Source organism: Shewanella sp. GXUN23E (assembly GCF_050865035.1).
Classification (GTDB): Bacteria; Pseudomonadota; Gammaproteobacteria; order Enterobacterales; family Shewanellaceae; genus Shewanella.
The window spans coordinates 75,830-91,409 of record NZ_JBOZWP010000005.1 but is presented as its reverse complement, the minus strand read 5'-3'; the positions used below and the strand labels follow the sequence as shown (position 1 = coordinate 91,409).

The window sequence follows — 15,580 nt, the reverse complement described above, 5'->3', positions numbered from 1 at the left end:
TTTTTGCGCTGAAAATCTCTCAATTCTGATCAAAATACAATCCGGTGATCGGTTGCACAAAAGCCATTTATTCCCACGTTTGGCCTCTGGGCTGCTGCGGCTGACAGGGTACACTCGCGCCAATCTCACCAATAATAACAAGGTACCCTCACCATGACAGGCACACCTCATACTCCCGGCGCAACCCGCGCCATGTTGCTCGGCTGCGGCGAGCTGGGCAAAGAAGTCGCCATTGAACTGCAGCGCCTGGGCGTTGAAGTGATAGGCGTGGATCGCTATCCCAACGCGCCTGCCATGCAGGTGGCTCACCGCAATCATGTGATCAATATGCTCGATGGGGCCGCGCTCAAAGCACTTATTCAGGCTGAGCAGCCCCACTATGTGATCCCGGAAATTGAAGCCATCGCCACTGCCACTTTGGTAGAACTGGAAGCCGACGGCCTTAAGGTGGTGCCCACTGCCCGCGCCACCGCGCTGACCATGGACAGAGAAGGCATCCGCCGCCTGGCCGCCGAAACCCTGCAGCTACCCACCTCGCCCTACCGCTTCTGTGATACCCATGAGGAATTTGTCGCTGCCGTGGCGCAGATTGGCCTGCCCTGCGTGATCAAACCTGTCATGAGTTCATCCGGTAAGGGCCAGAGCGTGATCCGCGAGCAAAGTCAGCTTGATGCCGCCTGGGATTACGCCCAGCAGGGCGGCCGCGCCGGTGAAGGCAGAGTGATTGTTGAGGGCTTTGTGGCCTTTGATTATGAAATCACCCTGCTGACCATCAGTGCGGTGGACGGCATTCACTTCTGCGCCCCTATAGGTCATCGTCAGGAAGATGGTGACTACCGCGAGTCCTGGCAGCCACAGGCGATGTCAGCTTCGGTGCTGGCCAGGGCGCAACAGGTCGGTAAAGCCGTGGTCGAAGCCCTGGGTGGCTATGGTCTGTTCGGGGTTGAGCTGTTTATTCAGGGCGAAGAGGTATACTTCTCTGAGGTTTCTCCGCGCCCCCACGATACCGGCATGGTAACCCTGATCAGTCAGGATCTGTCTGAATTTGCCCTGCACGTGCGGGCGATTCTGGGACTGCCAATCAACCACATAGTGCAGCACGGACCATCGGCCTCGGCCGTGGTATTGGCCGAAGGCAAGTCCAGCAACATCCGCTATCAGGGATTGGCGCAGGCACTGGCTCAGCCGGACACCCAACTGCGCCTGTTTGGCAAACCGGACATTGACGGTCGCCGCCGCTTAGGCGTGGCTCTGGCCCGCGCGGCAACCACAGAAGCCGCCATCGACAAAGCCGTCACAGCCGCCGCCTGCATCAGCGTGCAATACTAATTCGATAGCGCACCTGTAAATCCGCTAACGCACCTGCAAATCGGGTAACCGCACAACAAAAAAGGCTGCCTTCCAACGAAGTGCAGCCTTTTTTGTTACTTATCCAGCTAAAACTCAGCCCGCGAACTTTAGCCAGTGAATTCTAACCTGTGAAATTATTTAAACAGGTGGCGGATATTGGCCAGATCACTCTTGCCTTCATCCAGCTCCTGCTCACTGAGACCCGCCACTTCGTGGGGGAATACCAGCCACTCGTCTGAGTTATGGATGTAATAATCCGGTTTCAGCGGCACCTGAGTATTGGCAGGCTTGTAGTATGGGCAGGCAATGCGGATGTCCCTGGGCAGGTTCAGACGCATCTGCTCTTTGAGTACGTCCATCAGGGCGTGCACGCTGCGGCCAGAGTCAAATACGTCATCAACAATCAGCAGGCCATCGTCGGCGTTGGCATTTTCAATGATGTAGTGCAGACCGTGCACCTTAATCTCTTTGCTCTGCTTGTCAGTGCCGATGCCATAGTAGGAAGAGGTGCGCACCGCGATATGGTCAGTGTCGACCTTTTTGAAATCGAAGTATTCCTGCACGGCGATACCGATGGGAGCACCACCACGCCAGATCCCCACGATAAACTGAGGGCGGAAACCACTCTCGTAAACCTGCGCAGCCAGGCGGAAGGAGTCTTCGAGGAGTTCCTGTGCGGTAATATAGCGTTTTTCTGTCATGGTGCGATTCTCTTCATTCTTGTCAATAGTCTCCGCCAGACAGCCCCAATTCAGATCAGGGCACAGGGAACTGCGCCTGCCGGATATTGGGAGCGCATTTTACTGCACCTTGGGCGATTTTGCTTGGGTAAATCACCGGCAAAAGCTGATCAAAATCCAATAAAAAAGCCAACCCGCCCGGGTTGGCTTTGATTCAGGACCGGCAGATCAGTTTATGCCTGGTACTTGTCCGCCAGACGGGCACGGGCCTGATGCAGTTTTTGGTAGCTGTCGATCAGGCGCTGGTGTCTGTCCAGCCCCTCCAGTTTCATACTGGTTGGGGTCAAACCGGCGAAGCGCACTGAGCCGTTTACCGAGCCAATGACCGCCTCCATACGCTCTTTGCCGAACATACGGGTCAGGTTGTAGCTGAAATCTTCCAGTGCCAGCTCATCGTCCAGCTCGATTTCCAGCACGGCCTGCATCGCCTGATAGAAGAGGTTACGGTCAATTGTGTTGTCGTTGTACTGCAGGAAGGTTTCCACCAGCTCAATGGCCGCTTCCAGCTCACCCAGCGCCAGATAACCCAGCAGCTTAAGCTCCAGAATGGTCAGCTGGCCCCACACGGTATTTTCATCAAATTCGATGCCAATCAGGGTCTTGATGTCGGTGTAGTTGTCCAGCTCGCTGTCTTCCAGACGCTCAATCAGATCCGCCAACTGACTGTCAGACAGACGGTGCAGATTGAGAATGTCTTCGCGGTAATCCAGCGCCTTGTTGGTGTTGTCCCACACCAGGTCAGTCACCGGATACACCTCAGAGAACCCCGGTACCAGAATCCGGCAGGCATTGCCAATGGCTGTAAACTCAGCTACATAGGCTTCCAGTCCCAGCTCCTCCAGAATGCCGAACAGGGCGGCAGATTCTTCTTCGTTGGTGCCGGAGAAATCCCACTCGACAAACTCATAGTCAGCTTTGTCGCTGAAGAAGCGCCAGGAGATCACTCCGGTGGAGTCGATAAAGTGCTCCACAAAGTTTTCCGGTTCCTGCACTGCCATGGAGTTGAAGGTCGGCTTCTGTACATCGTTCAGACCTTCAAAGCTGCGGCCCTGCAGCAGTTCAGTCAGGCTGCGCTCCAGCGCCACTTCAAAGCTTGGATGGGCGCCGAAAGAGGCAAACACACCGCCGGTACGTGGGTTCATCAAAGTCACACACATCACGGGGAACTGACCGCCCAGCGAGGCGTCTTTAATCACCAGCGGGAAGCCCTGTGCTTCCAGTGCCTCAATTCCGGCCACAATGGAGGGATACTTGGCCAACACCTCTTTGGGTACTTCCGGCAGCGCAATTTCTTCTTCAATAATCTGGCGCTTCACCGCACGCTCGAAGATTTCCGACAGACACTGCACCTTGGCTTCCGCCAGATTGTTGCCCGCACTCATGCCGTTGGACAGGAACAGGTTCTCAATCAGGTTGGACGGGATATAAACCGTCTGGCCATCACTGTGGCGCTTATAGGGGATGGCACAGATACCGCGCTCAACATTACCTGAGTTGGTATCAATCAGGTTAGAACCTGCCAGTTCACCGTCCGAGTTGTAAATCGCCAGCGTGTAGTCATCCAGAATGCCTTCTGGCAGCTCATCATTGGGGCCGGGCTTGAACCACTTTTCATGCGGGTAATGCACGAACTCAGCATTGGCAATCTCCTGCCCAAAGAACTGATCGTTATAGAAGAAGTTGCAGTTCAGACGCTCGATAAACTCGCCCAGCGCCGAGCACAGCGCGCTCTCCTTGGTCGAGCCTTTGCCGTTGGTAAAGCACATTGGCGATGCGGCGTCGCGGATATGCAGTGACCACACATTCGGCACCAGATTGCGCCAGGAGGAGATCTCAATCTTCATGCCGAGATCTTCGAGCAGCGCTGTCATATTGGCGATAGTCTGCTCCAGCGGCAGATCTTTGCCCAGAATAAAGGTGCTGTCGCCGCCTGCCGGTTTCACCATCAGCATGGCCTGAGCGTCTTCATCCAGACTCTCGACAGTCTCGATTTTAAACTCAGGGCCGGTCTGTACCACCTTCTTCACTGTGCAGCGTTCGATGGAGCGCAAAATACCCTGACGGTCTTTGTCAGAGATGCTGTCCGGCAGCTCCACATGGATTTGGAAAATCTGGTTGTATCTGTCTTCCGGGTCCACAATATTGTTTTGCGACAGGCGGATACCTTCGGTCGGAATATCCCGGGAGACGCAGTACACCTTAGCGAAATAGGCGGCGCACAGGGCCGACGATGCCAGAAAGTAATCGAACGGGCTTGGCGCGCTGCCATCGCCTTTATAGCGGATAGGCTGATCCGCCACGACGGTAAAGTCGTCGAACTTGGCTTCGAGTCTCAGGTTGTCGAGAAAATTAACTTTGATTTCCATGGGTTTATTCCGAAAGAATGGTCCGGTAACGGATGTGGTTGCGTGGCAACTGTCCTGCTGTTGGCGCCCGAGGAGCGGCGGCAAAGGACAATCACATCTGCGGATAACGTGAATTGCCTCGCATTATCCCTGTTTTTAGCAACGCTTGAAAGGAACAATCCCGAAAGTTGGCCGGCGCGGCTATGTGGTAGCAGTGATCGACTTTGGTCAACGAACCGTAATGACGTCAAACCCATCCGGAGTGCATCATGTCATCACTTGTCAAGTTACTGAGTTTACTCACCATTATTGTGAGTCTGGGCGCCTGCTCCACACGCTACCCCAATCAAACCCCGCTGGATCAGCCGTTTCCGGCAGTTGCCGGCACCACGCTGAGCAAACAGCAGGTCAACCTGCCGGGCCATTTTGCCGGTCGCCCCGTGGTGCTGCTGATTGGCTATGTGCAGGACGCTCAGTTTGATATCGACCGCTGGCTCATCGGGCTGGATATGACCCAAACCCGGGTGGAGGTGTTTGAGCTGCCCACCATAGCCGGTATGCTGCCGCGTATGTTTGAAACCCAGATCAACGACGGGATGCGCGCCGGTATCCCCAAAGCCCTGTGGGGCGGGGTGATCACTGTATTTGAGGATGGCGATAAAGTGGTTGGTTTCACCGGCAACACCAATCCCAACAATGCCAGAGTGCTCCTGCTCGATGCTCAGGGACAGGTGAAATTCTTTTATGATGAAGGCTTTGCGGTCGCACCGCTCAATGCCCTACGGCAGGCGCTGGCTCAGCAGAGCAGCTCTGGCAATTAAGCCTGTGGCCACTAAACCTGAAGTCACTAAGCCAGAGACAGCCAAGCCGGACCAGAACGACAAACCATTCATCCAAACGTAAAAAGGCGTCCTGCAACAGGACGCCTTTCATGATTTAAATGCAGCAGGCGCTCACCATGCCTGAGCAGCAAGTGGCATTACTCAGCCCAGTTGAACCCCTGGGTTTCCGGCCATTGAGGTAGCCGTCATGCCCCTGTCGGTCAGCTCGCTGTACTCCTGAGACTTGATGGTGCTGACATAGCGCCACTGACTGGTCACCGCCTCGGGGGTAAAGGTCACAGTCATATAACCGCGATCACCGATATTGGCATACTTAAGGTCACTGACCAGGCTGACGATGGCCGCTTCGGTAGGTGCGATTTCCTGTGGGCTCAGGCCCAGATAAAGCTCCAGCCCAGGGGATGACACCGAGGCCGTGGCAAACTCCACACCAACCACATCACCATTTACATCCCGCAGATCATTGGCCCAGGCATTGTGGGTATCACCGGCCAGCACCACCAGATTCTGCTGACGGGATTTGGCCGTGCCCAGTACCACTTCGCGCTCATAGGCGTAACCATCCCAGGCATCCAGGTTGTAAGGGATGGCAGGCAGCTGCAGCAGCGCCAGAGCCTGGGGCGTTAACAGATGCTGATTGGCCTGCAGATAGGCCAGCTCCTGCGCCGTCAGGGTCGGATCACCGGCCTGAGCCCTGGCAGCCAGCTGCGCCAGCGCGCCGAGCTGGGCGTACTGAGCCACAGACAGCTGCTGGGTGGCGATGGCCGCGGGCAGGAACATTTTGCCCATCAGCACCTGCTGGCCCAGCACCTGCCATTTGCCATTGGCACTGAGCAACTGCCCCTGCAGCCAAATCAACTGCAGCTGGCCGAGCATAGTGCGCTGATCAGAAGCGACATCAGCCTGGAATTGGGCACCATCAAATGCGCCGGTGGCCGGATCGATGTAAGTGTTGAAATCCAGCTGCTGATCCCGGCCGATAATGCGGGTATCGAGCATGTGCAAATCCACCAGATCACCATAACTGAAGCTGCGGAATATCTCTTCGTTGTCATCTTCGCGATAGGGACGGATCGGCAGCCATTCAAAATAGGCCTGCAGCGCGGCGAGCTTGCGCGCATCATAATCGCCTTCATCCTGTTGATGATTCTCGGCGCCGCCCTTCCAGGCATCATTGGCCACTTCATGATCATCCCACACCACAATGAAAGGCACGGCCTGATGTAGTTTCTGCAAGGAGGAATCTGTTTTGTACTGGGCGTAACGAGTGCGATAGTCACTCAGCGCCAGCAGTTCACCCTGGGGCAACACTTCGCGCCCCAGCGCCGCGGCATCCTCACTGGCATAGCCGCCACGGCCATACTCGTACAGGTAATCTCCCAGATGCAGCACAGCGTCAAGCTCGGACTCCCCCGCCGCCATGTCGTACACATTGAAGTATCCGGCCGGGAAGTTGGCGCAGGACATCACCGCAAATTTCACCTGGCTGACCGCCCCTTCGGGCAGGGTTTTGGTCATGCCCACAGGAGAGGTCTCACCACCTGTCATAAAGCGATAATAGTAACTCTGTCCGGACTCCAGTCCTCTGGCATCCACCTTCACTGTGTAGTCGCGGTCGGCATCGGTGCGCATGTCACCGGCATTCACCAGCTGTTTGAACTCTTTATCCAGGGCCACCTGCCAACTGACCAGCACAGAGCCGCTCTGCTGCGGCGTTGCCCGGGTCCAGAGGATCACCGCATCATGCAGTGGGTCGCCACTGGCTACGCCATGCAGAAAACTGGCCGCAACCGATGCTTCCTTTTCTGAGCTGCCACAGCCCCATAAACCGTAAGACACCACAGCAGCGCCTATGCCTCTGGCCGACATCGCCAGGAAATCCCGACGGGAAACAGTCCCTTTCATCATTATTATCCTTTTTTGCTCTGAACTTTTGTGCCCGGTACGCCTGGCTCTGTGAACAGGCTTTTCAGCTCTGCCTCAGTGTCAGGTCCAAGTGGTACGAGGAGTTTGCATTCATCAAGTTACACATTTGTGGCTTATTGTTAAATGTTTTTCCGGGCGACTGGGGAACCGATGATTTTTTGATAGAATGAAAAAGACGCTATAGGGCACAAGGAGGCGCCATGCCAGACCACAATATTCAAATCCATGAAATCATGACCTGTAATCCTGTTTGCCTGCATCAGAATGCCACTGTGCATGATGCCCATGCTCTGATGAAACAGGTCAAACACCTGCCCATCATCGATGACAACGGACGACTGGTTGGAGTGCTGAGTCACAAGAAGATCGTGTCCACCGTTATCCATCTGCTCAACAGTTATGGTCCCGGCGTACTGGAGCGCAAAGAAAAGTTTATTCCGGTGCATCAGGTGATGGATCCGCCCATCACCCGCAAGCCAGAGGATCTGGCGGCCGAAGTGATCCATTTCTTTCTGGAAAATCGACTCTCCTGTATGCCTGTGGTGGATGAGCAGATGCAGGTGAAAGGCATATTGACGGCATCGGACTTTCTCAAGCTGTGCCATGAACTGATGCAGCAGATCACTCCCAAAGCCTGACCGCACAGGCGCGTCGAATTTACCGGCCGACGCGCTTGCCTAACCTCTGATGACTGCGCCAGAATGGTCACGGGTCAGCTGACCCACATCATCAGTAAGGCGCCAGCCGGGGACTCAGGCCGGCACCTGCAGTCAGAGGATTAAAGATGGATATTGCAGCACTGGCCACACGCCGGTATACCACCAAAGCATTCGATGCCACCAAACGCATTCCTGCGGATAAGCTGGAGCAGATTAAGACCCTGCTCAGATACAGTCCGTCATCGGTGAACTCCCAGCCCTGGCACTTTATTCTGGCAGGCTCAGATGAAGCCAGGCAGCAGCTGACCGAAGCCACTGCCCAGTTCGCCTTCAACACCCAGAAACTGCTTAATGCATCTCACGTATTGGTGCTGTGCCGCCGTACCTCGATTGACGATGCCTATCTCAATACACTGCTGGCACAGGAAGAAGCGGATGGACGTATTGCCAATGAAGAAGTAAAAAACACCATTTTGGGTGCCCGTAAGTTTTTTGTTGGCCTGCATACCGACACCCTCAAGGATGCCAATGACTGGATGGAAAAGCAGGTGTATCTGGCCCTTGGAACCCTGCTGCTGGGCGCTGCCGCACTGGAGATTGATGCCTGTCCTATCGAAGGCTTCGATGCTGCAGTAATGGATAGAGTTCTGGGATTGGAAGAAAAAGGCCTGCATGCCTGCGTGATGGTGGCGCTGGGCTATCGCGCAGCCGATGATTTCAATGCTGAGCTGCCGAAATCCCGCCTGCCACAGGATCAGGTGCTGACCGAGCTCTGATCAACTGCACTGCGGGACCGTCATGGTCCCGCTCACTCATACTCAAATATCAAACTTTGGGTAAATTGACGCTGCTTTGAACTGGCTCCATATTAAGGAAAGCAGCAGTCAGTCCACCATATTCCCCGCTCAGGCAAGCGACCGCCGGGAAGCCTCACCGACCAACTGCAGCCATAGCCAAGCCTGCCGGTACATTACCGATACTGACGGAGAGTTAAGATGCCCACATTGTCCCAGAGTCTCACGGCGCCCAGGACCACAGGTTGTCGTAACAGTCAGGAAAATCCCCTGATCTGGCCGCTGCTCAGCCTGCTGCAGGCCTCAAGCGACAGCTGGAAAGTGCATCATCTTGCGACCGCACTGCGTCAGCAGGGACTACTGCATGATCTCGATGACAATCCGGATAAGGATCTGTTCAAACGTAACTTTCTGCTGATGAATGCCCTGTATGAACTGCAGGAGATGCTGCTGCCCGGGCAATGGCTGCAGGTACAGGCGATGGAGATCCGGCTGATGTCGGGCCCGACAGGCAATATGGAACTGGAGCTGGCAAGGGACATCGCCCTGCGGGAGTATTACTTCAACTGGGACAACTATGACACCTGTGCCAATGTGGTGCGTGAGATGCTGCAATCCTTCTGGAACAAATATCAGGACTACATGGGCATGCAGCCCATCAGCAGCATGCACAAGATCAAAGCCCTGCAACTGCTGGGATTGGACGTGGGAGCCAGCAGCCGGGATATCCGTCGTCAATGGAAGAGACTGGCGCTGAAATGGCATCCGGACAGGCCCAACGGTGATGCCGCCAGATTCCGGCTGGTGTGTGAGGCCTGGCAGGTATTGAGAGAACAGACCGAGCGCGCCGCGCAGGCAACCCCACAACCCTGAACTGAGCGGGAGTGAGTTATCTGCCAAGTCAGTATACCGAGCGAAGATCGGCGGCCGACAGGCACCCGTCAACGCTTGTGACAGGGGGCGATATCCCCCTCGCCTTCGTCCTTTCAGCAACCGCAAACCGCCCGGTTTACGACGGCCACCCGGGCCGATACATGCCATCTTTAAGAGATATTGCCGAAACTCCGGACAAGGTCACATTTCCGGGGGCGAACCCGCAGCGCCTTTCAGACATAATTAAGCCAGTCAACCTACTCTGAAACCATTGGGTGAACGCCCGGCGTATACCCGCTGTTTCCGACCGATTTCTGAGGATACTATGTTTAAGAAAGCCGCACTGGCCCTGACCCTGGCTGTTGCCTCCATGAGCAGCTATGCCGCTACCTTCTACGAAGGCAAGCATTACACTGAGATCTCTGATAAGGCGCCCAGTGCCCAGCCTACCCTGACAGAGTTTTTCTCATTCTACTGCCACAACTGTTTCGCCTTTGAATCCCAGTACATGCCGGCCATCAAGCCGCACCTGAACAAAGACATCAAATTCGAAACCAAGCACGTTGAATTTCAGCGCAGCGACATGATGACCGAAGTGATGCGTGCCCTGGCCGTTATCCATCAGGTTGCCGGTGACGACACCAAGAAACTGGGTGATATGTCTGTGGCCATGTTCACCGCCGTCCAGGGTGAAGATGCCGCTGCCGGTCACGACCACGGCGCGCCAGGCGACAACCATGAGCCAAAGATCAACAGCCGTGATGACATCAAGAAGCTGTTTATGGGCTTTGGTGTATCCGCCGCCAAATATGATGAACTGGCAGACAACAAAGTCACCGATGAGAAGCTGGCGCTGTGGCGCAAGCAGGCCCGCGAATTCCGTATTCAGAGCGTGCCTTCGTTCATCGTCAACGAAAAATACATGATCAATCTGGGCCAGATCCGCAACCTGGGCGAAATGATTGACCTGATCAACTATCTGTCTACCAAGAAAGACTGATAACAGACAGTAGTCAACTTCCTGTCCCTACCCGAAAAAGCCCCTCAATTGAGGGGCTTTTGCTTTGGACCAGAACGATAACTCAGTTGCAGTAACAACAAGCCCGGGTCTGATGACCCGGGCCGGTATAAATGGCAACCTCAGTGCCAACCAGACTTCACCTACCAGACTTTGGCCACCAGTCCTTTGAGATAGAAACCTTCGGGGAAGGCTGCGCCAATAGGGTGATCCGACGCCTGTGACAAACGCTCGATAAACTGCGCATCACGGCCGGCATCCAGCGCCGCATCGGCAACGATTTTCTGGAACAGATCTGCGGGCATCAGACCGGAGCAGGAGAAGGTCAGCAATACACCGCCGGGCTTGAGCAGCTGCATGGCGATCATATTGATGTCCTTGTAGCCACGGCAGGCGCCGCTGAGCTGCGCCTTATTGTCGGCAAACTTGGGAGGATCCAGCACAATCACATCGAAGGTTTTGCCTTCATCCCGGTATTGACGCAGCAGTTTGAACACGTCGGCTTCGCTGTAGGTTACATGGCTGTCGTCCAGCTCATTGATGGCCATGTTGTGCCGCGCCGTGTCCAGTGCCAGCGCAGACACATCCACGTTTTCAATGCTGGCCGCGCCACCTTTGGCGGCATACAGGCCGAAGGTGCCGGTATAGCAGAAGCAATTGAGCACTGACTTACCCTCGACAAAGCGGGCTGCCATGGCGCGGTTGTCACGCTGATCCAGATAAAATCCGGTCTTGTGGCCTTTCTCCACATCCACAGAAATCCTGACGCCATTCTCTTCGATAATCACTGGCATGGCAGGCAACTGCCCATGCAGCAGGCCGGTCACCAGTGGCAGACCTTCCTTCTTGCGTGAGTCCACATCGGAGCGCTCGTAAATGGCGCAGTCCGGATAGTGCTGGGCCAGCACGGACACCAAAGTGTCGCGCCACACATCGGCTCCGGCCGACAGCAACTGACACACCAGCACATTGGCATATTTGTCGATTGTGATGCCCGGCAGTCCGTCAGATTCCGCAGCAATCAGACGATAGCCGGTCAGTCCTTTTTCCCGGATCAGTTCATCACGTCCGGCCTGGGCTCGCTGGATACGGCGCTCGAAGAAGGCTCGATCGATCTCTTCCTGGCGGTCAAAGGTCCAGATACGCACCTGAATCTGTGACTCGGGTGACCAGGCGCCCCGGCCCAGCCAGCGGCCATCGTGGGCAACCACATCGACCGTATCGCCAAGCTGCGGTTTGCCTTTGATATTGTGAATGCCACTGGCAAACACCCAGGGGTGATGACGGTCGAGGGACTTCTCCCGTCCCGGTTTCAGTTTGATGCGGATACTCATGGAATTTTCCCGATGGGGTCAGTAACAAGGCGCCAGAGCGGCAGCCGAATTGCGCTATTTTACCCTGTTTATTGATGCCGGGTTGAGTTAATTCGCCGCACTCAGGCCAGTACACCAGCGACCTGGCGCACTTATACCAACTTCATTAATTGTTTGATTAATTCAGCGACGGATGCTGCCGCCCCCATCATCATGCACTTGCGATGGCACTGCTCGCTCGGGGGCCGTACAACCGCTGCCGGTCTCAACGCACTGAGTCAATCGGCGCCAACCCCGTCAACATGTCTAAAAATCCCCCACATGAAGCAAGATTCACCGGGGAAAGCTCGGTTTTTGGTCAATCCCGTTATCACCAGCGGCGGCGCAAAGGTGCGAATAATGTCACAGAATTTCGCCATCAAAAATCGCCAAGCTATGGAATTTATTTAATAAAAATCTAATTGAAGCGCTCTGAATGGCCCTCCAGAATCGGCTCAGGAGCCATATATTGACGGCTACCCAAAATAAAATCCTGACCACCATCAGTCGTACCGACGATTCACCCAAACTATCCCGGTATCACTAGCCAAAATTAAGCTGGAGACACTATGAAACCCTTCCATCTTGTTGTTCCTTCGATGGCTTCCCTGATCATCAGTGTTGGCGCCATCGCGGCCTCGCAAACCTTATATCCCACTGAGGACATCCACATCGCCGATGTCGGCATCATTCCTGTCGGCACGCCAATGCAGGAACTGGAAAACCATCAGGGCAAGCTGGAAGTGGAAATTTCCGGTGTACAGCCGGTCGCCGATACCAGAGCCATATTTATGAGCGACAGCCAAAGGATCCTGCTGGCAGCATTGTTACCCCAGGCCAGCGACCAACTTCAGGTGGGGTCCAGCTATACCGATGCCTATGGCAATCAATGGCGTCATGTCAGCCTGACAACCACAGTGCCGGATCAGGTGGTCGACTCTCAGCAGCCACTCTGGCAACAGGCCAGCCAATTGAGAGATAAGGCCTGCGCCGTGTGCCACGCGGCTCCGGAACCCTCGCAACTGACGGTCAATGCCTGGCCTGCCACCATCCGCAGTATGGGAAGCCGCACCGCCTTATCTCAGCAGCAATTGCATCTGCTGACTGCGTTTTTCCAATACCACGCCATTCATCAATAGCAGGAACCCATCACCATGAATCAAGTATCTCGCCGTGATTTTATCAAAGGGCTTGGATTGACCGCCTGTGGAATGACCCTCGCCAGCCTCCTGCCAGTTTCTTCTTTCGCAGAGGGCATTCAGGGACGTTTTATCATTAATGCGGCGCACTGGGGGCCGTTAATCATTAAGGTCAACGAACAGGGAGGACTCTCTTCCAATGGTGCGCTGCCTGCGAACATGCCCAATGCACTGCAGCTGGTGGTCGGTGATCAGCTGTATACCAAAGCCCGGATTCAATACCCTATGGTGCGCAAGGGCTTTCTGACCAACCCGCTGCACCCTGATGGCAAGCGGGGCAGTGATGAATTTGTCCGGGTCAGCTGGCAGCAGGCCTTGTCTCTTATTCATCAGCACCATATGCGGATCCGCCAGAAATACGGTAACGAATCCATTTATGCCGGTTCCTATGGATGGCGCTCCAGCGGGGTGCTGCATCAGCCGCAGACGCTGCTGAGCCGTTACATGGGCATGGCTGGCGGGTACTCCAGCCACTTCGGTGACTACTCTACCGGCGCCGCACAGGTCATCATGCCCTATGTGGTTGGTTCAATTGCGGTTTATGAGCAGCAAACCGCCTTCCCCGTGGTAATGGAGTCCACCGATGTGGTGGTGATTTGGGGTGCCAATCCCATCAATACCCTGAGAATTGCCTGGACCAGTTCCGATGGCAGCGGGCTGGAGTTTTTCCGCCGGCTCAGGGACAGTGGCAAAACTATTCTGGTGATAGATCCGCTGCGGAATGAAACAGCCGAGTTTATGGGGGAACACGCACAGTGGATCGCCCCTGTGCCCAACACAGATGTCGCCATGATGCTGGGGATTGCGTTTCATATGGTCAAGCAGGGCTGGCACGACAAGGCGTTCCTGAAACAATATACGGTGGGCTTTGAGCAGTTCAACGACTACCTCCAGGGCAAGACAGATGGCATCGCCAAAACACCTGAGTGGGCCGAAAATATCTGCAGGGTGCCCGCTGCTCAGTTAAAGCAACTGGCCGAGCTGTTTTGCCACCACCGTACCATGCTGATGGCGGGCTGGGGCATGCAGCGCCAGCAATATGGAGAACAAAGACACTGGATGCTGGTGACGCTTGCCGCCATGATTGGTCAAATTGGTTTACCCGGCGGCGGTTTCGGGCTTTCGTACCATTATGCCAACGGCGGTAACCCAACCCGCATAGGGGGTGTGCTGCCAACCATCTCCCCATCCATTAATGTCAGCCATGCCTCAGCCAATAACTGGGATATGGGTGGCGCCCTGAATACCATTCCTGTCGGGTCATTGATCCGCGCACTGGAGCATCCCGGCAGTCAATATCAGAACAACGGCAAAACCAAGACTTTCCCCAATATCAAAATGATCTGGTGGGCGGGTGGTTCGCCCTTTACCCACAATCAGGATATTAACCGGCTGATCCGCGCCTGGCAGAAACCTGAACTCGTCGTGGTATCAGATCCTTACTGGGCATCTTCTACCCGCTTTGCCGATATCGTGCTGCCCATCACCACCAGTTTCGAGCGCAATGATATGACCATGACAGGGGACTACAGTAATCAGAATATTGTTCCCATGAAGCAGGTGGTGGAACCCAGATTTGAAGCCAGAAATGATTTCGATGTGTTTGCTGAGCTGGCCGGTTTGCTGATGCCGGAAGGCAAAGATATCTTCACAGAGAAGCGCACCGAAATGCAGTGGCTCAGTCACCTGTACCAGCAGGCGAAACGTATGTCAGATGCCCAGGGAGTAACGATGCCTGACTTTGAGCACTTCTGGGTACAAAACCAAATTCTCACCATGAAGCCCAATCCGGCCAGCGAGAAATACGTAACCTATGAGTCGTTCAGACAGGACCCATTGATGAACGCGCTGGGTACCGAAAGCGGTTTGATAGAGATCTACTCCAGAGCCATCGCCAGCTATCACTATAAAGATTGCCCGGCGCACCCAACCTGGCTGGAACCTTCAGAATGGCAGCAAAATAGCGACCCACGTATGCTGCACTTAATCACCTCCCACGCTGCCGACCGGCTGCACAGTCAACTCAACTACAGCAACCTGAGAGACAGTTACGCCATCGCCAATCGCGAACCTGTGATTATTCACCCCAACGATGCGAAGGCCAATGGCATTGCCGCTGGCGATCTTGTCTATATCCACAACGGTCGCGGGAAAATACTGGCAGGCGCCCTGGTCACCGATGGCATCAAACAGGGAACCGTCTGCGTGCACGAAGGGGCGTGGTTAAATCTGGATATTCGCCTGGATATCTGTAAAAACGGCAATTGCAATATGTTGACCAGCGATATCCCCACCTCACCGCTGGCCAATGGCTGTGCCCCCAACTCTTCACTGGTCAGAATTGAGAAATATCAGGGGCCGGACCTCGTGATGGATGCCTTTACGCCGCCCACAGGCGCCTGTGAAATGACCCTTTGCTAACCCGGAGGGGATTTCGCGGGAATATTGAAGCTCAAAATACTCATTAGCTCAGACCGCTTGA

Annotated in this window: 12 protein-coding genes; 8 read left to right on the top strand and 4 right to left on the bottom strand. The window is 55.0% G+C overall.

The features are described 5' to 3' along the window. The first annotated feature begins 153 nt into the window (after positions 1–153). The gene (gene purT, locus ACRRUX_RS06760) at positions 154–1,329 is read left to right on the top strand and encodes a formate-dependent phosphoribosylglycinamide formyltransferase (RefSeq protein ID WP_432528507.1); all 1,176 of its coding nucleotides are present in this window, start codon (positions 154–156) and stop codon (positions 1,327–1,329) included. Positions 1,330–1,484: 155 nt separating this feature from the next. On the opposite strand, the gene ACRRUX_RS06755 is transcribed toward purT, so the two are convergent. Both ACRRUX_RS06755 and ACRRUX_RS06750 read right to left on the bottom strand, forming a co-directional pair. Continuing rightward, positions 1,485–2,051: a phosphoribosyltransferase gene (locus tag ACRRUX_RS06755; protein WP_432528505.1), complete on the bottom strand. Its 567-nt coding sequence runs from the start codon at positions 2,049–2,051 to the stop codon at positions 1,485–1,487. A 212-nt stretch (positions 2,052–2,263) separates the two neighbouring features. Further along, positions 2,264–4,456: an OsmC domain/YcaO domain-containing protein gene (locus tag ACRRUX_RS06750; RefSeq protein WP_432528503.1), complete on the bottom strand. Its 2,193-nt coding sequence runs from the start codon at positions 4,454–4,456 to the stop codon at positions 2,264–2,266. A gap of 248 nt (positions 4,457–4,704) precedes the next feature. On the opposite strand from ACRRUX_RS06750, the gene ACRRUX_RS06745 reads away from it, so the two are divergent. Then, positions 4,705–5,256: a hypothetical protein gene (locus ACRRUX_RS06745; protein ID WP_432528501.1), complete on the top strand. Its 552-nt coding sequence runs from the start codon at positions 4,705–4,707 to the stop codon at positions 5,254–5,256. Between the two features lie 162 nt (positions 5,257–5,418). On the opposite strand, the gene ACRRUX_RS06740 is transcribed toward ACRRUX_RS06745, so the two are convergent. Continuing rightward, positions 5,419–7,182, bottom strand: a complete 1,764-nt coding sequence (locus ACRRUX_RS06740) for an alkaline phosphatase D family protein (RefSeq protein ID WP_432528763.1) — start codon at positions 7,180–7,182, stop codon at positions 5,419–5,421. Positions 7,183–7,403: 221 nt separating this feature from the next. On the opposite strand from ACRRUX_RS06740, the gene ACRRUX_RS06735 reads away from it, so the two are divergent. The 4 genes from ACRRUX_RS06735 to ACRRUX_RS06720 all read left to right on the top strand — a co-directional run bounded on the left by ACRRUX_RS06735 (position 7,404) and on the right by ACRRUX_RS06720 (position 10,529). Beyond that, positions 7,404–7,841: a CBS domain-containing protein gene (locus tag ACRRUX_RS06735; RefSeq protein WP_432528499.1), complete on the top strand. Its 438-nt coding sequence runs from the start codon at positions 7,404–7,406 to the stop codon at positions 7,839–7,841. 146 nt (positions 7,842–7,987) lie between these two features. Further along, on the top strand, positions 7,988–8,638 hold the full coding sequence (gene nfsB / locus ACRRUX_RS06730; protein WP_432528497.1) for an oxygen-insensitive NAD(P)H nitroreductase: 651 nt from the start codon (positions 7,988–7,990) through the stop codon (positions 8,636–8,638). A 219-nt stretch (positions 8,639–8,857) separates the two neighbouring features. Beyond that, entirely contained in the window at positions 8,858–9,529 is a 672-nt protein-coding gene (locus ACRRUX_RS06725; protein WP_432528495.1) for a DNA-J related domain-containing protein, read from the top strand. Positions 9,530–9,854: 325 nt separating this feature from the next. Next, positions 9,855–10,529 carry a thiol:disulfide interchange protein DsbA/DsbL gene (locus ACRRUX_RS06720; protein WP_432528493.1) on the top strand — a complete coding sequence of 225 codons (675 nt, stop codon included), beginning with the start codon at positions 9,855–9,857 and terminating at the stop codon, positions 10,527–10,529. A gap of 161 nt (positions 10,530–10,690) precedes the next feature. Here ACRRUX_RS06720 and ACRRUX_RS06715 read toward each other — a convergent pair whose 3' ends face one another. Next, the gene (locus ACRRUX_RS06715; protein WP_432528491.1) at positions 10,691–11,881 is read right to left on the bottom strand and encodes a class I SAM-dependent rRNA methyltransferase; all 1,191 of its coding nucleotides are present in this window, start codon (positions 11,879–11,881) and stop codon (positions 10,691–10,693) included. Positions 11,882–12,468: 587 nt separating this feature from the next. Here ACRRUX_RS06715 and ACRRUX_RS06710 point away from each other — a divergent pair. Continuing rightward, entirely contained in the window at positions 12,469–13,038 is a 570-nt protein-coding gene (locus tag ACRRUX_RS06710; RefSeq protein ID WP_432528489.1) for a hypothetical protein, read from the top strand. 15 nt (positions 13,039–13,053) lie between these two features. Beyond that, on the top strand, positions 13,054–15,519 hold the full coding sequence (locus ACRRUX_RS06705) for a molybdopterin guanine dinucleotide-containing S/N-oxide reductase (protein ID WP_432528487.1): 2,466 nt from the start codon (positions 13,054–13,056) through the stop codon (positions 15,517–15,519). Positions 15,520–15,580: the final 61 nt, after the last annotated feature.